Source organism: Streptomyces sp. NPDC008150, assembly GCF_042956945.1.
GTDB lineage: Bacteria > Actinomycetota > Actinomycetes > Streptomycetales > Streptomycetaceae > Streptomyces.
The window spans coordinates 212,193-235,211 of sequence record NZ_JBIBHJ010000009.1; the positions used below are offsets into that span (position 1 = coordinate 212,193).

Here is a 23,019-nt window from a genome sequence, read left to right on the forward strand (position 1 = left end):
GCGCCGGAGGAGGCGGAGAGGGCGACGGGGGCGTCGGAACGGGGCGACGTGACGACCGGCGACGGTACGGCCGCTACGGGCGCGACCCGGGCGGGCGCGCCGAAGGCTGACGCTGCCGGGTCCGCGGCGGCCGAGAGCGCGCCGGCGGAGTCCGCGACCGCGGCCGGGCCGGGCTCGGAGTCGGGCTCCGGTGCGGATTCCGACTCCGGTCCGGAGTCGGAATCCCGGTCCCGGCAGGGTTCCGGCTCGGCGTCCGCCGTGTCCAAGTCCCCCGCTGCGGAAGCCGGTTCGGTCGCCGGCGACACCGGGGGCGACGGCGTCGAGGCCGACGCCGAGCCCGAGATCGAGGTCCGGGACGCCGTCAGCGCCCCCGACGCCCAGGGACGGCCCCGCCGTGCCACGCGCCGGTTCCCCCTGTTCACGCGGGACACCGCGCGCCCCGAGGGCGGCGGCAGGGCGGCGCCGTCGGACGCGCCCGCCCCGGCACGGCAGTGGCCGGTGCTCATGGTGCTGGGCGTGGTCGCGCTCGGCCTGCTGCTCACCGCGCTCGACCTGTTCCGGATCGGGACGATGCTGATCGGCCTGGCCCTGCTGGTCGGTGCGGTGATGCGCTGGGTGGTGCCGGACGTCGGCATGCTCGCCGTGCGCTCGCGCTTCACGGACATCGTCACCTACGGCGTCCTGGGCTTCGCCATCGTGCTGTTGGCGATGATGGTCCAGCCCCGGCCGTGGCTGGAGATCCCCGTGCTCGACGACGCCCTGCACTTCACCATCCGCACCTGACCCACCGGGGCGGCCGGCACGTGCGTTGCGAGGCAGGGCGGTTCCCCAACCGCCGGGGGAACTGAGACCCTGGTCCGGTGCGTCGGGGGAACGGGGAGAGGGGAACGCCATGCCTCGGTGGAAGGCCCTGCCGGACGGTCTCGATCCACAACTGCGGGAGTTCAACGAGCAGTTGCGGCGGCTCGTCGACCGGGGCGGACTGAGCGTCGCCACGGTCGCCGAACGCACGGGATACAGCCGGCCGTCCTGGGAGCGCTACCTCAACGGCAGGCTGCTGGCGCCGAAGGGTGCCGCCGTCGCACTGGCCGAGGTGGTCGGCGTCGATCCGGCCCACGTGACGACCATGTGGGAGCTGGCCGAACGGGCCTGGAGCCGGTCGCAGCCCCGGCACGACGTGACCATGGAGGCCGCGCGGATCAGCAAGGCGCGGGCGGCGCTCGGGGAGTTCGGCCCGCCGCCCCGCACCACCGCGACCGGCGAACCCGCTCCGCGCAACGGCCCGAGCAGCCCCACCGGCCGCGCCGCCGTCGCGCCGGGGGTCGCGGGCCCGGCGGGCGTGGCACCGACGGTGCCGCCCGGCGGCGGACCGGGGCCGGCCGCGCCGGAGTCCGCCGGAGCCGGTCGGCGCGGGCGGCGGACGACGATGTTCCTCGCGGGCCTCGTCGGCGTCCTCGTACTGATCGCCGTCGTGTTCACCCTCGCGCCCGGTGACAACGACAAGCACGGCGACGGCGCGCGCGGCGGGGCCTCGGCCGCCTCGCCGACGGCCACCGCCGCCGCCCCCGCGGACCTGCCCGCCGGGGTGAAGTGCTCGGGGGCCGACTGCACGGGCCGGGACGCGGAGGCCATGGGGTGCAGCGGCGACCTGGTGACGACCACCGCCACGGCCACGGTCGGCACGGTCCTCGTGGAGGTCCGTTACAGCCGGACGTGCGGGGCGGCCTGGGGCCGGGTCACGCGGGCGGCTCCCGGCGACGAGGTCACCGTCACGGTCGGCAAGCACCGCGAGACCGGAACCGTCGACACCGCGGGCGACTCGATCGCGTACACCCCGATGCTGGCGGTGTCGAACCCGTCGCAGGCAACGGTGTGCGCCACCCTCACGTCCGGCCCGAAGGGCTGCGCGGTCCGGTAGCGACCGCGGGCGGGGCGGAGGCCGTGTCGGGCGGCGCCGTTGCGTGCACCCGACGCCGACGGTCTGTGGGCGTCAGCCGTGTCCGGGGGACGGCGTGCGCGCCTGTTGTGTCCTGGTCGAGGCGGGCGGGATGCGGTGCGGTGATCGGCCGTGCGCGAGGCGGAGGCCGTGTCGGGCGGATCCGCTGCGTGCACCCGACGCCGACGCGGCGGTCTCTGGCGTCAGTTGTGTCCGGGTGACGGCGTACGCGCGGCGGTTGCGTTCCGGTCGTAGGTGGGCCTGATGCGGTGCGGCAGCCGACCGTGCGCAGGGCGGCGCCCTTGCGTGCGGCTCGGCGTGGGCCGTGTCAGGGGCGATGGCGCGTGCCCGTTCGCGTCGGGCTCTCGGGGCGGTTGCCGACTGTGCGCGGGGCGCGGTTGTGTGCGGCTCGTTGTGGGTCGTGTCGGAGGCGATGGTGTGCGCCCGTTCGCGTCGGGCTCTCGGGGCGGTTGCCGACTGTGCGCGGGGCGCGGCCGCGTGCGGCTCGTCGTGGGCCGTGTCGGAGGCGATGGCGCGCGACCCTCGCGTCCGGCCCGAAGGGCTGCGCGGTGCGGAGGTCGGCTGTGCGCGGGGCGCGGTTGTGTGCGGCTCGTCGTGGGCCGTGTCGGAGGCGACGGCGCGCGACCCCCGCCTCCGGCCCGAAGGGCTGCGCGGTCCGGTAGCCGACCGCGGGCGGGGCGGAGGCCGTGTCGGGCGGCACCGTTGAGTGCCCCCGACGCCGACGGCCGATGCGTACGCGGCCCTCGGCTTTCGGGCCGCAGGGCCCCCGCCCCGCAGAGGGCACACAGCTACGCCGTGCGGAACCGCGTGAGCGGCCCGCACGGCGTGGACTGCGGCGGGGGCGGGCGGCGGCCCCGGTGGGAATGCCCCGCCTTCGGCCGGGCACCCGGTCAGCATCCCCACGGGACCCGAGAGTCCGGCCCGGGTCGGGCCGGACTCGCCCTCCCGGCGCGGGATGGCGCCGGTTAGCCGGCGACCTCCGCCTTCGTGGGCTTCGGGATCAGGAACGACACCGCGAGCGCGACCGCGATGAGGATCATGCCCGCGATCATCGCGGTGGAGTACCCGGCCGTCGAGCCGGACGAGGACGGGTGCACCGCGCTCTGGACCGCGTCCAGGATGACGAAGCTGACGCCCGCGCCGAGGTTGAACGCGCCCGCGTTCAGGCCCGGCAGGAAGCCCGGGTTGTCGTCCGGGGAGAGCACGATGCCCAGCCCGTTGAGGATGATGTTGCCGACGCCCGCGTAGGTGATGCCGACCAGCAGCGAGCCGATCAGCAGCCAGGCGCGCGAGTCCATGTGCAGGGTGGCCGCGAGGACCGCGACGGCGACGATCGAGCCGGTCAGGCCGAAGCGCAGCATGCGGCCGTAGCCCCAGGTCGCGGCGGCGCGGCCGGCCAGCGGGCCCATGGCGAAACCGGCCAGCGCGTACGGGGTCAGCGTCCACCACGCGGAGCCGGTGGCGGACATCCCGAGGCCCGCGTCGCCGTCCTGGGCGAAGGCGGGCACCAGGCCGTTCATGATGGCGAAGACGCCGGTCATGGTGAGCAGGGTGCAGGCCAGCAGCGACCAGGTGGCGCGGCGCCGCAGGTGGTGCAGGGCGACCAGCGGGTGGGCGGTCCGGCCCTCGGTGCGCCAGAACAGGGCGAACGCGACGACCGCGACGACGGCCATGACCGCGACGTACGCCCAGTTCGCGGCGCCGAGCTTGCCGGCCTCGTCGAGGGCGAGCAGCAGGGTGCCGACCGAGACCGCCAGGCACACCGTGCCCAGCCAGTCCATGCGGGTGGTGCCGGAGGCGGCCCGCGACTCGGGGGTGAACGTGGCGACGAGGACCGCGCCGATCGCGGCGACGGCGGCCATCGTCCAGAAGACGGCGCCGAAGCCGAAGTGGTCGGTGAGCGAGCCGCCGGCCACCGAGTCGACGCCGGCGATGCCGCCGTTGACCGCGGTGATGACGCCGAGCAGGGTGCCGTACGTCTTCGGCTCGCAGACCTCGTTGCGCAGCATGATCAGGCAGAGCGGCACGACCGGCCCGCTGACGCCCTGGAGCACGCGGCCGACGAACAGCATCGGGACGTCCCCGGCCAGGGCCGAGACGACGCAGCCGACGACCATCAGCACGAGCATGCCGGTCAGCACCTTGCGGCGGCCGATCAGGTCGCCCAGGCGCGGCAGGAACAGCGAGAAGACGGCCGCGGAGGTGAAGAACGCGGTCTGGGTGTTGCCGATGGACACCGAGGTGGTGTGCAGCGACGTCGCCATGTCCGCGAGGGCCGGGCTGAGCATGCTCGCGTTGAGCTGGAAGGCGAAGCACGCCACCAGCAGCGCGGCCATGAGCGCGCCGACGCGGGCCGGGCGGCCGGCGCGACCGGGGCCGCCGGAGACCGTGTCCGGGCCGCCGGGCGCGCTCAACGACGCGGAAGCGGGGGAGGAGTTCACGCCTGCTCACCCTCCGGGGCGTGCGCGGTGCCGTCGCCGTCCGGGTCGCCGCCCTCGCCGATGCGTTCCAGCGCGTCGACGACCAGGCCCCAGAAGCGGTCGCGGTCGAGCGTGACGGCGACCTGGGTGGGGCAGTCCTCGGGGGCCGGCCGGCGGAAGTCCGCGACGGTCATGCCGAGGGTGAGCGAGCCGTGCAGCTCGATGTCGACCGGGACCCGGCGGGTGGTCATGACGTCGGGGTCGATGACGTAGGCGACGGCGCACGGGTCGTGCACCGGCGGGTGCTCGAAGCCCTGCGCCTCCAGGTACATGTCGCCGAAGAAGTCCAGCAGGTCGCCGACGAACCGGGCGGGGCGGGTGCCGACGGCGGCGATCTTCTCGCGCACCTCCGGGGTGGCCAGCGCCTGGTGGGTCAGGTCGAGGCCGACCATGGTGACCGGCCAGCCCGCGTTGAAGACGATGTGCGCGGCCTCGGGGTCGATGATGATGTTGAACTCGGCGACCGCGCTCCAGTTGCCCTCGTGGTAGCCGCCGCCCATCAGGACGACCTCGCGGACCCGCTCGGCGATGCGCGGTTCCTTGCGCACCGCCATGGCGATGTTGGTCAGCCCGGCGGTCGGCACGATCGTGATCTCGCCCGGCTCGTGGGACATCACGAGGTCGATGATCAGGTCGACCGCGTGCCGGCGGTCCAGCTCGATGACCGGTTCGGGCAGCACCGGGCCGTCCAGGCCGGACTCGCCGTGGATGTCCGGGGCGGTCTCGATCTCGCGCACCAGGGGGCGGGGGTTGCCCGCGGCGAACGGGACGCCGGTGATGCCGGCGATCCGCGCCACCGACAGGGCGTTGCGGGTCACCTTCTCCAGCGTCTGGTTGCCGACCACGGTGGTGACGCCGACCAGCTCCACGCCGGGGCTGCCGTGGGCCAGCAGCATGGCGATCGCGTCGTCGTGTCCGGGATCGCAGTCGAGGATGATCTTCCTGGTCAACATGAGCCCCTTTGCTCGGCCGGGACGGTGTGCGGGTGCGCGCCGGGCGGTGCCGACGGCAGAACCTTGGGAACGATTCCCGGCACGCACGCGTACCGGGGCTCCCGCCAACGGCTCCTGTGCCGGACGCGCGGGGTGTCCTGCCAGTTGCCTGGTGTCGACGGGTTTCCACAGGTGGGAGCACATGACGGGCGGGCCTGGCGGATGCGCGCGGCGGGCTCGGCACGTGACCGGAGTCGGATCGCCCTGGTCCGCGGGGGCCTCATCGAGAGGCCTGTCGCGTGCCCTGTGATCACGATGTGGGAAATCGTTCTCCGAAGAGAGTGCGGACCTGGATCCCGGGTTGTCAATACTTGAGATGCACGTCACGCACCTGCCCGTTCCCGCCCGTTCTGTGCCGCTGAAGTCACATCAGCAGCCCCTCCCTTGGGGCGGTTTCGTGGTGATAACGTTTGCCGCCGTCAAGGGTGACGTGGTCCGCCGTGCGCGGCCCGCGGCGAGCAAGGAGGCTGCCCGATGGGCGAGGTGACCCTCAGGGACGTGGCGTCGCTGTCCGGCTGCTCCGTGTCCACCGTCTCCCGCGTGCTCGCCGGGACCCGGCCGGTCGGCGGCGAGATCGCGACCCGGGTGCGGGCCGCCGCCGAGACGCTCGGCTACGTGCCCAACCAGGTCGCGCGTTCCCTGCGCAGCCGGTCCACGGGCACCGTCGGCCTCGTGCTGCCGCAGATCACCAACCCGTTCTACCCGTCGCTGGTACGGGAGTTGACCCACGTCCTGCACGACTACGGACGGGCCGCGCTGCTCGCCGACAGCGACGACGACCCCGACGTCGAGGCCGGCCGGATCGCCGACCTGCTGGGCAGACGGGTCGACGCGCTGCTGGTGGTGCCGGTCGACGAACGGCTCAGCAGGCCCGCGGTGGCCGACGCGGCCGGGCGGGTGCCGCTGGTGCTGCTCGACCGCGGCTGCGGCCCCGGGGTCGCGGACCTCGTGGCGGTCGACAACGCCGCCGGCGTCTCCCTGATCCTGGACCACCTGGTGGCCACCGGCCGCCGCAGGCCCTGCTTCGTCGGCGCGGCCGGCACCGCCTCGGCCGCCGCCGAGCGCCGCGCCGCCTTCGACGCGGGCGCGGGCGGCCTCTTCCCCGGAGGGACCGCCCCGGTCGAACTCGGTGACTTCTCCGTCGCCTGGGGCCGGGCCGCCGTCGACCGGCTGTGGCCGTACCGCCCGGACGCCGTGGTGTGCGCCAACGACCTGATCGCCATCGGCGCGCTGCAACGCCTCGGCGAGCTGGGCGCCGACGTGCCCGGCGAGGTCGCGGTGACGGGGTTCGACGACGTGCCGATGGCCTCGCTCACCGCGCCCGGCCTGACCACCGTGCGCCAGCCGGTCCGCGAACTCGCCGCGGAGGCCGCCGCGTTGCTGGACAAGGGCCTGGAGCGGGGCGCGGAGAAGGAACGGGGCCCGGGGGCGGCGGCCGGCGGCCGGGCGGTGCGCACGGTGCGGCTCGCGCCGGGGCTGACCGTCCGCGCCTCCAGCGTTCCGGCGCCCGCCGCCGCGCCCGCGGACCGTCCGGCCGGCCGTCCGCCGCCGTCCGGCGGGTCCGGGGTGCCGGACCCCCGCGAGGAGCGGCCCGCGACCGGGCCGCGCACGCAAGACCACAACGCCCCAACAGTGTGAGGAAAAAGCAGTGATCGCCGTCGTCGGAAGCCTGAACCTCGACCTCGTCGCCCAGGTGCCGCGGCACCCCGTGCCCGGGGAGACCGTGCTCGGCGGGGACATCGCCCAGCACCCCGGCGGGAAGGGCGCCAACCAGGCCGTCGCGGCGGCCCGTCTCGGGGGCCGGGTCGCCTTCGTCGGCCGGGTCGGGGACGACGACGCCGGGCGGCTGATGGCGGAGGCGGTGGGCGGCCAGGGCGTCGACACCACCCACCTGCGCACCACCGCCGGCACCCCCACCGGCCGGGCGATGATCGCCGTCTCCCCGGCCGGGGAGAACAGCATCATCGTCAGCCCCGGCGCCAACTCCCGCCTCACGGCCGCCGACTGCGAGGCCGCCGCCGACGTGCTCGGCCGCGCCGCCGTCACCGTCCTCCAGCAGGAGGTCCCCGACGAGGCCAACCACGCCGCCGCCCGGCTCGCCGGCGGGACGGTGCTGTACAACCCGGCGCCGGTGACGCAGGAGTCGGCCCCGCCGCCGCACGTCGACCTGCTGGTGCCCAACCGCACCGAACTGGCCGCGCTCACCGGGACGGACGTCCCCCGCACCACGGACGAGGTCGTCGCGGCGGCCCGCAAACTGCGCGGCGCGGGCGCGGTCGTCGTCACCCTCGGCGGCGACGGCGTGCTGCTCCTGGAGGGCACCGCGCATCTGCACCTGCCCGCCTTCCGCGTCACGCCGAAGGACACCACCGCCGCGGGCGACTGCTTCTGCGGCGCCCTCGCGGTCGGGCTCTCCGAGGGCCGCTCCCTGGAGGAGGCCGCCCGCTGGGCCTCGGCCGCCGCCGCCCTGAGCACCACGCGCGCGGGGGCGCAGTCCTCCCTGGCGACGCGGGACGAGGTCGAGGAGTTCCTCGCCCGCCGGGCATGAGCGCCGGGCGGCCGCCCGCACCGCCCCGCCGTGCTGTGGGACGGGCCACACGACTGCGGGAGTCCGGGCGCGCACAGGCGCGATAGCCTGACCGGTGGATCTCTTGACGCCAAGAGATCGATCATCGGTATCCGCGACCGACCACTGGTGCCGGTGATCGACCTTCCCAGGCGCCGCCGGCCACCCCGGCTCGGGATCCCCGGACCCCCGGGGCAGGGACGCCCCACCGCCAGCTGTCATACGGAGAACGCCATGACCCGCACTCCCGTGAACGTCACCGTCACCGGCGCGGCCGGCCAGATCGGTTACGCCCTGCTCTTCCGCATCGCCTCCGGCCAGCTGCTCGGCGCGGACGTGCCGGTCAAGCTCCGCCTCCTGGAGATCACCCCGGCGCTCAAGGCCGCCGAGGGCACCGCCATGGAACTCGACGACTGCGCGTTCCCGCTGCTCCAGGGCATCGACATCACGGACGACCCGAACGTCGCCTTCGCCGGCACCAACGTCGGCCTGCTCGTCGGCGCCCGCCCCCGCACCAAGGGCATGGAGCGCGGCGACCTGCTCTCCGCCAACGGCGGCATCTTCAAGCCGCAGGGCAAGGCGATCAACGACAACGCCGCGGACGACGTCAAGATCCTGGTCGTCGGCAACCCGGCGAACACGAACGCGCTGATCGCCCAGGCCGCCGCCCCGGACGTACCGGCCGAGCGCTTCACCGCGATGACGCGCCTGGACCACAACCGCGCGCTGACGCAGCTCGCGAAGAAGACCGGTTCGACGGTCGCCGACATCAAGCGCCTGACCATCTGGGGCAACCACTCGGCCACCCAGTACCCCGACATCTTCCAGGCGACCGTCGGCGGCAAGAACGCGGCCGAGGTCGTCAACGACGAGAAGTGGCTCGCCGAGGACTTCATCCCGACCGTCGCCAAGCGCGGCGCGGCGATCATCGAGGCCCGCGGTGCCTCGTCGGCCGCCTCCGCCGCCAACGCCGCCATCGACCACGTGCACACCTGGGTCAACGGCACCGCCGACGGCGACTGGACCTCCATGGGCATCCCCTCGGACGGCTCGTACGGCGTCCCCGAGGGACTCATCTCGTCCTTCCCGGTCACCACCAAGGACGGCGTGTACGAGATCGTCCAGGGCCTGGAGATCAACGACTTCTCGCGCGCCCGCATCGACGCCTCCGTCAAGGAGCTCGAGGAGGAGCGCGAGGCGGTCCGCGCCCTCGGCCTCATCTGATCCGGCACGGCACCGCACCACGCGGTCCGTCCACGGGCCCGGCACCGGCTTCCACCGGTGCCGGGCCCGTCGCCGTCCCCCTCCCGTGCGAGAACGGGCGGGTGGTGTTCGTCAATCCGCTGTCGCGGGCCGCCGCGCGGCTCCTATGCTGATGCCCCATCACACAACTGGTGGAAGAGCACTGTTCAGCGCATCGGGGGATCGCGTGAGCACCGCACACGTGCCGCAGCAACAGCAGCCGACGTCCGGGGGAGCCGCGACGTCCGGGGGATCCGCCCCGCCGCACCCCGCCACCCCGCCCTACGCCAGCGAGGCGACCCGCCTGCTGTGCCAGGGCACCTACCTGGACGTGGTCTACCGCGAACAGGTCATCGAGCAGCTGCACGTCAACGAACAGCGCATCGTCGCGCCCTCGTTGGGGTTCGACGCCGCCCGGGTCCTCGCCCACGCCCTGCGCGCGCGGCGCCTGGAACTGGCCTGGGCGTGGGCGGTGCTCGGCCTGTGGGTGGTGGGGGTGCTGCTCACCGACGGGCTGCTCACCGGGCTGGTGGTGGCGAGCCTGCTGCTCGCGGTGGCACCGTGGCTGCGCGGCCGGGCCGTTCGGCCGCCCCTGTTCCGACGGGCCTTCGCCTTCCTGGCGCGCTGGTGGGGCCGCGTCATGGTCCTCCTCTCCCTGATCGCGGTGTTCGTCTACGCCTTCGGGATGGTGGACGCGCCCGACAGTTCGAGCGCGTCCTACGACCCCTACGGCATGAGCTCGTCGAGCGGCTTCTCCTTCGAGCACCTCTTCACCCTGTTGTTCGGGGACGGCTCCGTCCGGCCGTGGCAGGCCTGGATCGCGGTCGCCGTCCTGGCGCTGACCGGCCTGTGCGTCGGGGCGCAGCGCGACCAGATCGCCCGCGTCATCGCCGGTGAACTCTCCCCGCGGGGCTTCCCGGACGCCGGCAACGACCCCGCGGAGCACGCCGACGGCGCGCGTTTCCGGGAGGTCTCCGGCCGCATCCGGGTCGAGCAGCACGCCCCGCTGGTCATGTACCACGAGGCGCGTCCCTTCTGCGGTGCCGGGGACGCCCACGAGACGTGGGTGCTCGCCGTCGAGCTGCGGCCCGACGAGACGCAGAAGCGTCAACTCCCGCTCAGCAACCGGATCCTGCTGGAAAAGGTGCGCCCGCTGCTGGAACAGCTCCGGCTGCCCTCGGAGAGCGCCGGCCACACCGTGCGCGACCGGCTGCGCTGGCTGGAGATCGACGAGTGCGTCTTCCTCCCGGCCGAGGGGATCACCCGCCGCGGGGACGCCCCGTACCACCGGGAGACCTTCGAGGAGCACCGGGCGCGCGCCGTCGAGGAGGGCGGCGAGAAGCGGCGGCACTTCCTGCGCGTCCGGGTCGGCGGCTGGGAGGAGGAGCTGGTCGTCACGGTGTTCGTGCGGCTGCACACGCAGGGCCGCATGCTCATGCTGGAAGTGGCGCCGCACGTACTGCGCCCGGTCCGCGAGGACTTCAAGGAGGCCGACCGCGCCGCCCACCGCCACCTGCACAACAGCCCGTTGGGCAAGGCCGCCTGGGCCGCCTCGCACATCCCGCGCTCCGCCGCGCACTCCCTGATCATCCTGGGCAGGTCCGGACTCCAGGCGTGGCGCCGGCTCACCGGCGGCTACGCGGGAGCCCTGCCCGACGGACCGGCGCTCTCCGTGCGGGAGTTGGCGTCGGCGCCCGACGGGTCGCAGTTCCAGTCGATGGACGGGGTGCGCTACCTGCGCAGCATCCAGGACCGCATCGCGCACGGCGTGCGGTCCGCGCTCGCCGAAGCGGGTTACCAGACCGGCGAGTTCGTCCAGAAGATCGTCAACGTCAGCTCGGTGAGCATCGATCAGGCGATCGGCAGCACGTTCGCCATCGGCGACAACGCCACGGCCTCGTCCACCACCACGAACCACGGCGCCCCGGCGCCGCAGAAGGGAGCCGACTCCGATGGAACCCCATGAGCCCGATGAGCCCGGTCAGCCCAACGTCAGCATCGGCGGCGTCTCGCACAGCACCTTCGCCATCGGCAACCGGTCGCACGCCGAGAGCCACCACCACAACGCCCCGGCCCGCGACGCGGCCGCCGAGGAACTCCTCGCCGCGGTGAGAGAGTTGCGCGCCGATCTGGCCCGGGTGCGCGGCACCGACCAGACCGTCGCGCTGGACGCCGAACTGGCCGCCGCCGAGGGCGAGATCACCGCCACCGGGCAGGCGGGACCGACGCGCAGGGAGCGCCTGCGGGCGCTGCTCGCCGACTCCCAGGCACTGCTGAACGTGCTCGCGTCGGCCGGTGCCGTGGCCGGCCTGCTCGGAATGTGAGCGGGTGGGGATGAGCGGGGGCCGGCAGTACTGGAACGAGGACACCCAGCGCTGGGAGGAGAGCGGCGCGACCGGGTCGGTGCCCACGCCGACACCGCCCCCGGCCCCTGTCGGGCCGCCGCCCGCCGTGCCCCCGGCCCACCCCCCGACGGCACCGGACGGCACTCCCGTTCCCGGACCGGGCGCGGGCCCGGCTGTCGACCCCGAGGCGGAGACCTTCTGGAGCGGCCTGCGACGCCCGAACGCCGACGACCACGACCACAGCGGCGGGCCCGACCGGGACGCCGACCCCGGTGGTTCCGACGGCACGTGGTCCGACAGCGCGTGGTCCGCCCCCGAACGGTCCGCCGGCTTCGACGCCGGTGCGGGCGGCACCGGGAGCGTGGGCGGCACCGCCCACGGAGACCCGTACCCGTACCCCCCGCAGTGGTCCCCGGCCCCGGACGACACCGGGCGGCAGCCCGCACCCGGTTGGGACGGCGCACCGCCCTGGGACCCGGAGCGCGGTGACGCCCGGGACGGGCGGAGGAACCGGCGGGTGATGTGGGCGGTGGTCGCCGCGGTGGCGGTCGTCGCCGTGGCGGTGTGCCTGGTGGTGGTCCGCACCGCCGACGACGGGAAGGACGACAAGCAGGTCGCGACGGGCGGCGGGACGAGCGCGCGTTCCTCGCCCGGCACCGGGGGCGGTTCGCCCACCGGCACGTCGAGCTCGCCCACCGTGGAGTCGCCCTCCGACTCGCCCTCGGCGTCCGCCGATTCCGTGCCGCCCGGCTTCGAGGTGCACGACGACGCCGAGGGCTTCCGGATGGTGGTCCCCGCGGGCTGGACCCGCACCACGGCGGCGTCCTCGTTCGGCATGCGCGTGGTCAACCTCCGCAGCCCGGACGCCGGGCACCGCATCCAGGTCTACCAGGTCGAAGAGCCCACCCCGGACGACTCGTTCAGGGAGTTCCTGTCCGACAGGACCGCGAAGGCCCCCGGTTTCCGGGAGTTGAGCCTCACCAACCTCGACCAGGGGGACTTCACCGGGTCCCGTCTCGAATACCTCGCCGACAGCATCCGCGGGGAGCCGGACGTCGGGACGTGGCACGTCTTCGACGAGCGGTTCGTGGCGGGCGACGACCGCGTCTACGCCATCGCCGTCTACGGCCCGGACGCGGGCGGCACCGACGACGAACTGGCCACGCTGACAACGGCGTTGGACTCGTTCTGTCCATCGGGTGCGCCCTGCGCGGCGACGGACACGGACTGACGCGGGCCGCCCGTGCCGGGCGGCCCGCCGGTCGTCACGCTCAGGCGTGCTGTCCCGGCTTGTAGTGCCCCGGCACCATGCGGGTGCTCACGCCGAAGCGGTTCCAGGCGTTGATCACCGTGATCGCCGCGATGAGGTGCGACAGCTCCTTCTCGTCGAAGTGCTCGGCGGCCTTCGCGTACGCCTCGTCCGGCACGAAGCCGTCCGTCAGCACGGTCACGGCCTCGGTCAGCTCGATCGCGGCCAGTTCCTTCTCCGTGTAGAAGTGCTTCGACTCCTCCCACGCCGCGAGCTGCACGATCCGCTCGACGCTCTCGCCGGCCGCCAGCGCGTCCTTGGAGTGCATGTCGAGGCAGAACGCGCAGTGGTTGAGCTGCGAGGCGCGGATCTTCACCAGCTCGGCCAGCTTCGGGTCCAGGCCCTGCCGGGCCGCCGCGTCCAGCCGCACCATCGCCTTGTAGACGTCGGGGGCGTGCTGCGCCCACAGCAGGCGGGGGGTGTGCTCGTGGGCGTAGGGCTGGTCGGTGGCGGTGGTGTCCGTGGCTGCGGTGCTGCTGTTGTCGGTCATGGTGTCGAGCCTAGGCAGCAGGCAGCCCACGGGTATGGTCCACTTCCATGGCGAATTCGTGGGCCACTTCGGCGGGTGTCGACCTGCATCTGGAACCCGCGGGCCCCGGGGTGCGCCGGGGCCTGACCGACGCACTGCGCGAGGCCGTGCGCGGCGGCAGGCTCGCCCCCGGCACGCGGCTGCCGTCCTCCCGGTCACTCGCCGCGGACCTCGGCGTCGCCCGCAACACGGTCGCCGAGGCGTACGCGGACCTGGTCGCCGAGGGCTGGCTCACCGCCCGGCAGGGCTCCGGCACCCGGGTGGCCGAGCGGGCCGTGGCGCCGCCCGCCGGGCCGGCCGCCCGCCGCCGCGTCCCGGGCCCGCTGCGGTACGACCTGGTCCCGGGCACCCCCGACCTCGCGTCCTTCCCGCGCGCCGAGTGGCTGCGGGCGGCCCGCCGCGCGCTCGCCGACGCCCCCGCGCAGGCCCTCGGCTACGGCGACCCGCGCGGTCGGCCGGAACTGCGCGCCGCCCTCGCCGAGTACCTCGCCCGGGTGCGCGGGGTGCGCGCCGACCCGGACCGGATCGTGGTGTGCGGGGGCTTCGCGCACGGGCTGACCCTGCTCGGCGGCGTGCTGCGGCGGCGCGGCGCCCGCACGGTCGCCGTCGAGTCGTACGGCCTCGACATCCACTGGGACCTGCTGGCCCGCACCGGCCTGGGCACGCGACCGGTGCCGTTCGGCGAACAGGGCACGGAGACCGGCGCGTTGGCGGACCTCGGGGCGTCGGCGCTGCTGCTGACGCCCTCGCACCAGTTCCCGATGGGGGTGTCGCTGCGGCCGGAGCAGCGGTCGGCCGCGGTGGAGTGGGCGGGGCGCACCGGCGGCCTGATCCTGGAGGACGACTACGACGGCGAGTTCCGCTACGACCGCCAGCCGGTCGGTGCCCTCCAGGACCTCGACCCGGAGCACGTGGTCTACCTGGGCACCGCCAGCAAGTCGCTGGCCCCCGGCCTGCGCCTCGGCTGGATGGTGCTGCCGGCGTCGCTGACCGAGGAGGTCGTGGCCGCGAAGGGCGTCTCCGACACCTGCGGGGTGCTCGACCAGCTCACGCTCGCCCGGTTCCTGACCTCCGGCGCCTACGACCGCCACGTGCGCGCCGCCCGGCTGCGCTACCGCCGCCGCCGCGACGCCCTGGTGGCCGCCCTCGCCGAGCACGCGCCCGACGTCCGCGCGACGGGCATCGCGGCCGGCCTGCACGCGGTGCTGCGCCTGCCGCCGGGCACCGAGAGCACGGTCGTCCAGGCGGCGACGTGGCAGGGCCTCGCGGTCCACGGCCTGACCCGCTTCCGCCACCCCGCCTCGACGGCCCCCCGCGTGGACGCCCTGGTGGTGGGCTACGGGACACCGCCGGACCACGCGTGGGCGGGGGCGCTCCAGGCGTTGTGCCGGGCGCTGCCCTGAGGGTGCGGCACCCGCCGTGAGCAGGCGCGGCGCGTCCCGCCGGACGCCCCGCCTCCGCAACCGGCGGGCGGATACACGCAACCATCGGGGGCAGTCGTACGTCGGTATTCGCGGACGACGATCAACAGAACCGCACGCGGCACGGGGGAGAGACGGACAATGGCGGACACACGGCGGCAACTCCGTTCGGGCACGGTCGTACTGGGCAGCGTCGGGGTGCTCGCGGTGGCGCTCACCGCCTGCTCCTCCGACCCCGACAAGCGCTGCGTCGACCGCGACAGCTACAGCGCGGCCAAGGGCTACCGCGTCGTCGCGGACAAGAACTGCAAGTCGTCGGGCACCGGCACCTGGTACTACGGCGGCAAGAAGAAGAGCGGTTACATCGACAGCGGCTCCTTCACCAAACCCCGTTCGGGATCGGGCGGTTCGGGCGGCAAGAAGGGAAGCGGCGTCGACCGCGGCGGCATCGGCGGCAAGGGCGGGTCGAGCGGCGGCTGATCCGGCCGCGAACCGCCCGGCACCACCGAACCCGAACCCACGGAGACCCGACAGTGCAGCGCCGCACGATCGAACCGCGCCCCGGCTGGCAGCAGACCGTCGAGGCCCAGGGGCTCGTCTACCCGCTCACCCGGCAGGCCGACGGCACGCTGACGCCCTACTGGGACGAGAGCGCGTACTACGAGTTCGGCCTGCCCGAGATCGAGGCGCTGGAGGACGTCGTCGCCGAACTGCACCGCATGTGCCTGACGGCGGCGGAGCACATCGTCACGACCGGCCGCCTCGCCGACCTCGGCATCACCGACCCGCGCGTCGCGGAGGCGGTCGCCGAGGCATGGCGGCGCCGCGACGAACTCCCGTCCGTGTACGGCAGGTTCGACCTGCGCTACGACGGCACCGGGCCCGCGAAGATGCTGGAGTACAACGCCGACACCCCCACCTCCCTCGTCGAGGCGGCGAGTCCGCAGTGGTTCTGGATGGAGGAGCGGTTCCCCGGCGCCGACCAGTGGAACTCGCTGCACGAACGGCTCGTCGACGCCTGGCGCAAGCAGGCCACGCTGCTGCCGCCGGGCAGTCCGCTGCACTTCGCGCACTCCAGCGCCGACGAACTGGGCGAGGACCTGATGACGGTCGCCTACCTGAAGGAGACCGCCGAGCAGGCCGGACTGGAGACCGACTGGCTGTCGGTCGAGGAGATCGGCTGGGACCCGCTCTCCGAGCGGTTCGTCGACAACAGGCTCCGCTTCATCCGCAGTTGCTTCAAGCTCTACCCCTGGGAGTGGCTGACGTCCGACCGGTTCGCCGGGCACGTCCTGGACACCCTCGACAACGGCGGCGGCACCGGCACCACCCTGTGGATCGAGCCCGCCTGGAAGATGCTGCTGAGCAACAAGGCACTCCTCGCGATCCTTTGGGAGCTCTTCCCCGGGCACCCCAACCTGCTCCCCGCCTACCTCGACGGCCCGCGCGAACTCGCCCGCACCATGGGCTGGGTGGCGAAGCCGCTGCTCGGCCGCGAGGGCGAGGGGGTCACGGTGCATCCCCGGGGCAGCGCGTTCGTACCGGCCGAAGAGCCCTGCTGCTACCAGGAGTTGGCGCCGCTGCCCGCCTTCGACGGCAACCACGTCGTGCTCGGCGCCTGGGTGGTGCGGGACGAGCCGGCCGGACTCGGCATCCGCGAGTCCTCCGGCCTGATCACCGACGAGTACGCCCGCTTCCTGCCGCACGTGATCCGGTAACGGGCTCGCACGGCAAGGGGGTTCAGGCCCCCAGCACCTCCCGCAGCTCCCCGACGCCCCAGTCGAGGTCCTCCCGGGAGATCGTCAGCGGCGGTGCGATCCGGATCGTGGAGCCGTGGGTGTCCTTCACCAGGACGCCGCGCCCCATCATCCGCTCCGAGACCTCGCGGCCCGTGCCGACCGAGGGGTCCACGTCCACGCCCGCCCACAGCCCCCGTCCGCGGACCGCCGAGACCTTGCCGGTGCCCGTCAGTTCCGCCAGGTCGCGGTGCAGACGGGCGCCGAGGTCCGCCGAGCGCTCCTGGTACTCGCCGGTGCGCAGCATCGCGATCACCTCCAGGGCCACCGCGCACGCCAGCGGGTTCCCGCCGAACGTCGACCCGTGCTCGCCCGGCCGGAACACCCCGAGCACCTCCGCCGACGACACCACCGCCGACACCGGCACGATGCCGCCGCCGAGCGCCTTGCCCAGCACGTACATGTCGGGCACCACGCCCTCGTGCTCGCACGCGAAGGTACGGCCGGTGCGGCCGAGCCCCGACTGGATCTCGTCCGCGACGAACAGCACCCCGCGCTCGCGCGTCAACTCCCGTACCGCGGGCAGGTAACCGGCCGGCGGCACCACGACGCCGGCCTCGCCCTGCACCGGTTCGAGCAGCACCGCGACCGTGTTCTCGGTCACCGCCGCCCGCATCGCGGTCAGGTCCCCGTACGGCACGATCTCGAAGCCCGGCGTGTACGGGCCGAAGTCGGCGCGGGCCTCCTGGTCCGTGGAGAACGAGATGATCGTCGTCGTCCGGCCGTGGAAGTTGTTGCCCGCGACCACGATCTTCGACCGCCCGTCGGGCACGCCCTTGACCAGGTGCCCCCACTTGCGGGCCGTCTTCACGGCCGTCTCCACCGCCTCCGCGCCCGTGTTCATCGGCAGCACCATGTCCATGCCGCACAGCGCCGCCAACTGCTCGCAGAACGCGCCGAACCGGTCGTGGTGGAACGCCCGCGACGTCAGCGTCACCCGCTCCAGCTGGGCCCGCGCCGCCGCGAGCAGCCGCGGGTTGCCGTGCCCGAAGTTCAGCGCCGAGTAGCCCGCCAGCAGGTCCAGGTAGCGGCGGCCCTCCACGTCCGTCATCCAGGCGCCGTCCGCCGTCGCCACCACCACCGGCAGCGGGTGGTAGTTGTGCGCGCCGTGCGCCTCGGCAGCCGCTACGAGGGTCTCGGTGGTGCTCACGCCGACTCCGTTTCCGCGGGTACGGACCTGCGCCCGTGACCTCTGCTGATGGATGCGGGACGGCCGTGCGCGGCGGCCCGCGGACCCTTCTTATCCCCGCCCGCATGGTGGACGCGGGAACCGGGCCCTCCGGCGTGCCCGGTACCCTGGCGGCGGGCCGTGACTGGCGCGCTGGGATGGGAACGACCATCGGGGAGCGGTCCTGAGTACGAGTGTGTGCCGTGCGCCTGGGCCGAACCGTGACCGCTGAACCCGCACCGTCCGGAGGCCGACATGCCCGAGCAGCAGCCCCTCTCCACCGAGTCCACCGCCTTCCGCGCCGCCCTCGACGTGATCCGCGCGGTCGAGCCGCGCGTCGCCGACGCCATCGGCCAGGAGGTCGCCGACCAGCGCGAGATGCTCAAGCTGATCGCGTCCGAGAACTACGCCTCCCCGGCCACGCTGCTGGCGATGGGCAACTGGTTCAGCGACAAGTACGCCGAGGGCACCGTCGGCCGCCGCTTCTACGCGGGCTGCCGCAACGTCGACACCGTCGAGTCGCTCGCCGCCGAGCACGCCAAGGAGCTGTTCGGCGCCCGCCACGCGTACGTCCAGCCGCACTCCGGCATCGACGCCAACCTCGTCGCCTTCTGGTCCGTGCTCGCCCAGCGCGTCGAGCTGCCCGCCCTGGAGAAGGCCGGCGTCCGCCAGGTCAACGACCTCTCCGAGGCCGACTGGGCCGAGCTGCGCCGCGCCTTCGGCAACCAGCGCATGCTCGGCATGTCCCTGGACGCGGGCGGCCACCTCACCCACGGCTTCCGCCCGAACATCTCCGGCAAGATGTTCGACCAGCGCTCCTACGGAACCGACTCCGCGACCGGCCTCATCGACTACGACGCGCTGCGCGCCTCCGCCCGCGAGTTCAAGCCGCTGATCATCGTCGCCGGCTACTCCGCCTACCCCCGCCTGGTGAACTTCCGCGTCATGCGCGAGATCGCCGACGAGGTCGGCGCGACCCTCATGGTCGACATGGCGCACTTCGCGGGCCTGGTCGCGGGCAAGGTGCTCACCGGTGACTTCGACCCGGTCCCGCACGCCCAGATCGTGACGACCACCACGCACAAGTCCCTGCGCGGCCCGCGCGGCGGCATGGTGCTGTGCGACGACTCGCTCAAGGACCAGGTCGACCGCGGCTGCCCGATGGTCCTCGGCGGCCCGCTCCCGCACGTGATGGCCGCCAAGGCCGTCGCCCTCGCCGAGGCCCGGCAGCCCTCCTTCCAGGACTACGCGCGGCGCATCGTGGACAACTCCCGCGCGCTCGCCGAGGGCCTGATGAAGCGCGGCGCCACCCTCGTCACCGGCGGCACCGACAACCACCTCAACCTGATCGACGTCGCCTCCTCCTACGGCCTCACCGGCCGCCAGGCCGAGGCCGCGCTGCTCGACTCGGGCATCGTCACCAACCGCAACGCCATCCCCGCCGACCCGAACGGCGCCTGGTACACCTCCGGCATCCGCATCGGCACCCCGGCGCTCACCACGCGGGGCCTGGGCACCGCCGAGATGGACGAGGTCGCCGGTCTGATCGACCGGGTGCTGAGCACCACCGAGGCCGGCACCACCGCCAAGGGCGCCCCGTCCAAGGCGCAGCACGTGCTCGACGCGAAGGTCTCCCAGGAGATCGCCCAGCGCGCCTCCGACCTGGTCGCCGGCTTCCCGCTGTACCCGGAGATCGACCTCGGCTGAGCCCGCCCCGGGCGCCGGTTCAGCCGATCAGTTCCTGCCGCGGTCCGCGCGGCCGCCCGTCCCCCTCGCGGGGCCGGGCCGCCGCGCGCCGCGCCAGCAGGGTGCCGCCCGCGCCCAGCGCCCCGCCGGCCGCGAGTCCGGCGAGACCCCACCACGGCCCGTCACCGGCGCCGTCGCCCGCGCCCGTGCCGCCGGCCGGGGCGCCCGTGCCGAGCAGCCCCGCCCGTCGTACCGCGTCGTAGTCCGCGGCGGACGCGCGGTGCCAGCGGATGTCGTCGTCCGTGACGTCCGGGGCCGGGTCCGACCGCACCCACGGGGTGCCGTCCGGGGCCAGGAACACCTGGTCCTCGCGCTCGATCGCCACGTCCCCGCCGGGCGCGCGCCGGGTCTGCGGCCAGCCGCCCACGCCCGTCAGCCCCCACACCACGGTGACGCGCACGGCCGGCAGCCCGCCCCGCGCCCAGTCCACCGGCACCGGCTGCGAGCCGGTGTACGCCGGGTCGAGCAGCCGCCACAGCAGGTCGAAGTCCGCCTGCCCCTTCCGCAGCGCCGTCGTCGGGCCCGCGCCGCCCGGCACGACCAGCGCGACGTCCGGGGTGTCGCCCGCGTCCCCGGCGGCCCGCGCCCCCGCCGGGACGGCCGCCAGTGCCGCCGTCAGTACCGCTGTGAGAGCGGCGAGGAACGGCGTCCGTCCCCGCGTCCGCCCCCGCGTCCGCCCCCGCGCCCCGCGTCGTCGTCGCCCCATCGGAAAGCCCCCGATTCCCGTGTCCCGCCCCGCCGCGGCCTGTTCCCGACCGCTCCCCGGGACCTGAGAGAATAGGGGGCATGGCCTCTGAACGACCCCGTGTCCTCTCCGGAATCCAGCCCACCGCAGGCTCGTTCCACCTCGGCAACTACCTGGGCGCCGTGCGTCAGTGGGTGGCCCTCCAGGAGAGCCACGACGCGTTCTACATGGTGGTCGACCTCCACGCGATCACGGTCCCGCAGGACCCCGCCGACCTGCGCGCGAACACCCGGCTCGCCGCCGCCCAGCTGCTCGCCGCCGGCCTCGACCCGGAGCGCTGCACGCTCTTCGTGCAGAGCCACGTCCCCGAGCACGCGCAGCTCGCCTGGGTGATGAACTGCATCACCGGCTTCGGCGAGGCCTCCCGGATGACGCAGTTCAAGGACAAGTCCGCCAAGCAGGGCGCCGACCGCGCCAGCGTCGGCCTGTTCACGTACCCGGTCCTCCAGGTCGCCGACATCCTGCTGTACCAGGCGCACGAGGTGCCGGTCGGCGAGGACCAGCGCCAGCACATCGAGCTGACCCGCGACCTCGCGGAGCGCTTCAACGGCCGGTTCGGCGAGACGTTCACGATCCCGAAGCCGTACATCCTCAGGGAGACGGCGAAGATCTACGACCTCCAGGACCCCTCGGTCAAGATGAGCAAGTCGGCCTCCACGCCGAAGGGCCTCATCAACCTCCTGGACGACCCGAAGGCCACCGCGAAGAAGGTGAGGAGCGCGGTCACCGACACCGACACGGTCATCCGCTTCGACGCCGCGAACAAGCCCGGTGTGAGCAACCTCCTCACCATCCACTCCACGCTCACCGGCACCCCGGTCCCCGAGCTGGAGCAGCGCTACGAGGGCAAGGGCTACGGCGCCCTCAAGACCGACCTCGCCGAGATCATGGTCGAGTTCGTGACGCCGTTCCAGGAGCGCACCCGCCAGTACCTGGACGACCCGGAGTCCCTGGACGCGGTGCTCGCCAAGGGTGCGGAGAAGGCCCGTACGGTCGCCGCGGAGACGCTGGCGCAGACCTACGACCGGGTCGGCTTCCTGCCCGCCAAGCACTGACCGGGCACCGCACACCGCGCCCCGCACCACCGGACGGCCGCCCCGCGGGCCCCACGGGCCCCACTGCGGGGCGCCTCCGGCGTCTTGTACCACCGAACAGCGCGCTGCACATCACTACGGCTACGCCTGCCCAGGGCACAGGCGTAGCCGTACAGTCGAAAGCCGGACCACTGCAACCGCAGTCACCCCTGTCCGCGAAGAACCGTCCGACTCGACGTGAGGAGACGACGTGGGGACCGTAACGATCGGTGTGTCGATCGCGGTCCCGGAGCCGCACGGCACCCTGCTCCAGCAGCGGCGTGCGGGCTTCGGCGACGTCGCGGCCCACGGCATCCCCACGCACGTCACGCTGCTGCCGCCCACCGAGATCGAGGCCGACCGGATCGGCCCGGTCGAGGCGCATCTCGCGGAGGTCGCGGCGAGCGGGCGCCCCTTCCTGATGCGGCTGTCCGGCACGGGCACGTTCCGGCCGCTGTCGCCGGTGGTCTACGTCCGGGTCGCGGCCGGCGCGGACGCCTGCGCCTGGCTCCAGAAGCAGGTCCGCGACGCCTCCGGCCCGGTCGCCCGCGAACTCCAGTTCCCGTACCACCCGCACGTCACCGTGGCCCACGGCATCGACGAGGCGGCCATGGACCGGGCGTTCGACGAGCTGGCCGGGTACGAGGCCGAGTGGGCCTGCACCGGCTTCGCGCTCTACGAGCAGGGGCCGGACGGGGTCTGGCGCAAGCTGCGCGAGTTCACCTTCGGCGGCCAGGCCGTGGTCCCGCCGCAGGGCGGTCCCGTGACGCGCGGCACGATCCCGAGCTGCTAGCCGTACCGGTACGCGTCCTCAGACCGGCAGCCGGCGGAACACCGAGCGCGGCGCGTGGCGCAGCGCCGACATCACCACCCGCAGGGCGCCGGGCACCCACACCGTCTCCGAGCGGCGGCGCAGCCCCAGCTCGATCGCCGTCGCGACCGCCTCCGGGGTCGTGGCCAGCGGCGCCTCGGGCAGCCCCTCGGTCATCCTGGAGCGGACGAAACCGGGCCGTACGACCATGACGTGCACGCCCGTACCGTGCAGCGCGTCGCCGAGGCCCTGCGCGAAGGCGTCGAGGCCGGCCTTGCTGGACCCGTAGATGAAGTTCGAGCGCCGGGCCCGCTCACCGGCCACCGAGGACAGCACCACGAGGGAGCCGTGGCCCTGCGTCTGGAGTGCCTGCGCGCTCACCAGGCCCGCCGAGACCGCGCCCGTGTAGTTGGTCTGCGCGACGCGCACCGCGCCGGCCGGGTCGCGCTCGTCGAGGGCCTGGTCGCCCAGCACCCCGAACGCCAGCAGCACCATGTCGATGTCGCCCTCGGCGAACACCTTGCCGAGCACCGCCTCGTGCGAGCCGGGGTCCAGCGCGTCGAAGTCGACGGTGCGCACGTCCGCGCCGAGGCCGCGCAGCTGCGCGGCGGCGTCGTCGAGGCCGGGGGAGGGGCGGCCGGCCAGCCACACCGCGCGGGTGCGGCGGGCGACCAGGCGGCGGGCGGTGGCGAGCGCGATCTCGGACGTACCGCCGAGGACGAGCAGGGACTGGGGGATGCCGAAGGCGTCCTTCACGGCGGCTCCTGACCTTGGAGGGGATTCCCGGCGGGGTGCGGGAACCGGGGGACTCGCGGCGGCCGTGGGCGCGGCCGCCGGGG

General features: G+C 74.1%; 20 protein-coding genes. 14 read left to right on the plus strand and 6 right to left on the minus strand.

Annotated features, from left to right (window positions below):
* Positions 1-342 precede the first annotated feature (342 nt).
* Both ACFZA0_RS22945 and ACFZA0_RS22950 read left to right on the plus strand, forming a co-directional pair.
* Complete coding sequence (locus ACFZA0_RS22945) at positions 343-783, plus strand: DUF3017 domain-containing protein (protein ID WP_391020289.1); 441 nt, start codon at positions 343-345, stop codon at positions 781-783.
* Positions 784-892: 109 nt separating this feature from the next.
* Positions 893-1,918, plus strand: a complete 1,026-nt coding sequence (locus ACFZA0_RS22950) for a helix-turn-helix domain-containing protein (protein ID WP_391019968.1) — start codon at positions 893-895, stop codon at positions 1,916-1,918.
* Between the two features lie 1,004 nt (positions 1,919-2,922).
* On the opposite strand, the gene ACFZA0_RS22955 is transcribed toward ACFZA0_RS22950, so the two are convergent.
* A complete protein-coding gene (locus ACFZA0_RS22955; protein ID WP_391020291.1) occupies positions 2,923-4,371 on the minus strand; it encodes an MFS transporter in 1,449 nt (482 codons plus the stop codon).
* 23 nt (positions 4,372-4,394) lie between these two features.
* A complete protein-coding gene (locus ACFZA0_RS22960) occupies positions 4,395-5,387 on the minus strand; it encodes a nucleoside hydrolase (RefSeq protein WP_391020293.1) in 993 nt (330 codons plus the stop codon).
* 516 nt (positions 5,388-5,903) lie between these two features.
* Here ACFZA0_RS22960 and ACFZA0_RS22965 point away from each other — a divergent pair.
* From ACFZA0_RS22965 to ACFZA0_RS22990, 6 genes are all read left to right on the plus strand, one after another.
* A complete protein-coding gene (locus ACFZA0_RS22965; protein WP_391019971.1) occupies positions 5,904-7,067 on the plus strand; it encodes a substrate-binding domain-containing protein in 1,164 nt (387 codons plus the stop codon).
* Positions 7,068-7,077: 10 nt separating this feature from the next.
* Complete coding sequence (gene rbsK, locus ACFZA0_RS22970; RefSeq protein ID WP_391019973.1) at positions 7,078-7,977, plus strand: ribokinase; 900 nt, start codon at positions 7,078-7,080, stop codon at positions 7,975-7,977.
* Positions 7,978-8,229: 252 nt separating this feature from the next.
* Positions 8,230-9,219, plus strand: coding sequence for a malate dehydrogenase (locus ACFZA0_RS22975; protein WP_391019976.1), 990 nt, complete (start codon positions 8,230-8,232; stop codon positions 9,217-9,219).
* A gap of 205 nt (positions 9,220-9,424) precedes the next feature.
* The gene (locus ACFZA0_RS22980) at positions 9,425-11,203 is read left to right on the plus strand and encodes a hypothetical protein (protein ID WP_391019978.1); all 1,779 of its coding nucleotides are present in this window, start codon (positions 9,425-9,427) and stop codon (positions 11,201-11,203) included.
* On the plus strand, positions 11,190-11,561 hold the full coding sequence (locus tag ACFZA0_RS22985; RefSeq protein ID WP_391019981.1) for a hypothetical protein: 372 nt from the start codon (positions 11,190-11,192) through the stop codon (positions 11,559-11,561). Before ACFZA0_RS22980 ends, ACFZA0_RS22985 begins: the two co-directional genes overlap by 14 nt.
* Before the next feature lie 10 nt (positions 11,562-11,571).
* Complete coding sequence (locus tag ACFZA0_RS22990; protein WP_391019984.1) at positions 11,572-12,813, plus strand: hypothetical protein; 1,242 nt, start codon at positions 11,572-11,574, stop codon at positions 12,811-12,813.
* 40 nt (positions 12,814-12,853) lie between these two features.
* Here the strand turns inward: ACFZA0_RS22990 and ACFZA0_RS22995 are convergent, their stop codons facing one another.
* A complete protein-coding gene (locus ACFZA0_RS22995; RefSeq protein ID WP_391019986.1) occupies positions 12,854-13,381 on the minus strand; it encodes a carboxymuconolactone decarboxylase family protein in 528 nt (175 codons plus the stop codon).
* Positions 13,382-13,428: 47 nt separating this feature from the next.
* On the opposite strand from ACFZA0_RS22995, the gene ACFZA0_RS23000 reads away from it, so the two are divergent.
* The 3 genes from ACFZA0_RS23000 (at position 13,429) to ACFZA0_RS23010 (ending at position 16,559) form a co-directional block, all read left to right on the plus strand.
* Complete coding sequence (locus ACFZA0_RS23000) at positions 13,429-14,823, plus strand: aminotransferase class I/II-fold pyridoxal phosphate-dependent enzyme (RefSeq protein WP_391019988.1); 1,395 nt, start codon at positions 13,429-13,431, stop codon at positions 14,821-14,823.
* A gap of 159 nt (positions 14,824-14,982) precedes the next feature.
* A complete protein-coding gene (locus ACFZA0_RS23005) occupies positions 14,983-15,321 on the plus strand; it encodes a hypothetical protein (RefSeq protein WP_391019991.1) in 339 nt (112 codons plus the stop codon).
* Positions 15,322-15,374: 53 nt separating this feature from the next.
* On the plus strand, positions 15,375-16,559 hold the full coding sequence (locus ACFZA0_RS23010; protein ID WP_391019994.1) for a glutathionylspermidine synthase family protein: 1,185 nt from the start codon (positions 15,375-15,377) through the stop codon (positions 16,557-16,559).
* 22 nt (positions 16,560-16,581) lie between these two features.
* Here ACFZA0_RS23010 and rocD read toward each other — a convergent pair whose 3' ends face one another.
* Positions 16,582-17,787: an ornithine--oxo-acid transaminase gene (rocD, locus tag ACFZA0_RS23015; RefSeq protein WP_391019997.1), complete on the minus strand. Its 1,206-nt coding sequence runs from the start codon at positions 17,785-17,787 to the stop codon at positions 16,582-16,584.
* 273 nt (positions 17,788-18,060) lie between these two features.
* On the opposite strand from rocD, the gene ACFZA0_RS23020 reads away from it, so the two are divergent.
* On the plus strand, positions 18,061-19,512 hold the full coding sequence (locus tag ACFZA0_RS23020) for a glycine hydroxymethyltransferase (protein ID WP_391019999.1): 1,452 nt from the start codon (positions 18,061-18,063) through the stop codon (positions 19,510-19,512).
* 19 nt (positions 19,513-19,531) lie between these two features.
* Here ACFZA0_RS23020 and ACFZA0_RS23025 read toward each other — a convergent pair whose 3' ends face one another.
* Complete coding sequence (locus tag ACFZA0_RS23025; protein WP_391020001.1) at positions 19,532-20,257, minus strand: hypothetical protein; 726 nt, start codon at positions 20,255-20,257, stop codon at positions 19,532-19,534.
* An 80-nt stretch (positions 20,258-20,337) separates the two neighbouring features.
* Between ACFZA0_RS23025 and trpS the strand changes: the two genes are divergently transcribed.
* Both trpS and ACFZA0_RS23035 read left to right on the plus strand, forming a co-directional pair.
* On the plus strand, positions 20,338-21,351 hold the full coding sequence (gene trpS / locus ACFZA0_RS23030) for a tryptophan--tRNA ligase (RefSeq protein ID WP_391020004.1): 1,014 nt from the start codon (positions 20,338-20,340) through the stop codon (positions 21,349-21,351).
* A 229-nt stretch (positions 21,352-21,580) separates the two neighbouring features.
* Positions 21,581-22,162 carry a 2'-5' RNA ligase family protein gene (locus ACFZA0_RS23035; protein ID WP_391020008.1) on the plus strand — a complete coding sequence of 194 codons (582 nt, stop codon included), beginning with the start codon at positions 21,581-21,583 and terminating at the stop codon, positions 22,160-22,162.
* A gap of 18 nt (positions 22,163-22,180) precedes the next feature.
* Here the strand turns inward: ACFZA0_RS23035 and ACFZA0_RS23040 are convergent, their stop codons facing one another.
* The gene (locus ACFZA0_RS23040; RefSeq protein WP_391020010.1) at positions 22,181-22,936 is read right to left on the minus strand and encodes a decaprenylphospho-beta-D-erythro-pentofuranosid-2-ulose 2-reductase; all 756 of its coding nucleotides are present in this window, start codon (positions 22,934-22,936) and stop codon (positions 22,181-22,183) included.
* Positions 22,937-23,019: the final 83 nt, after the last annotated feature.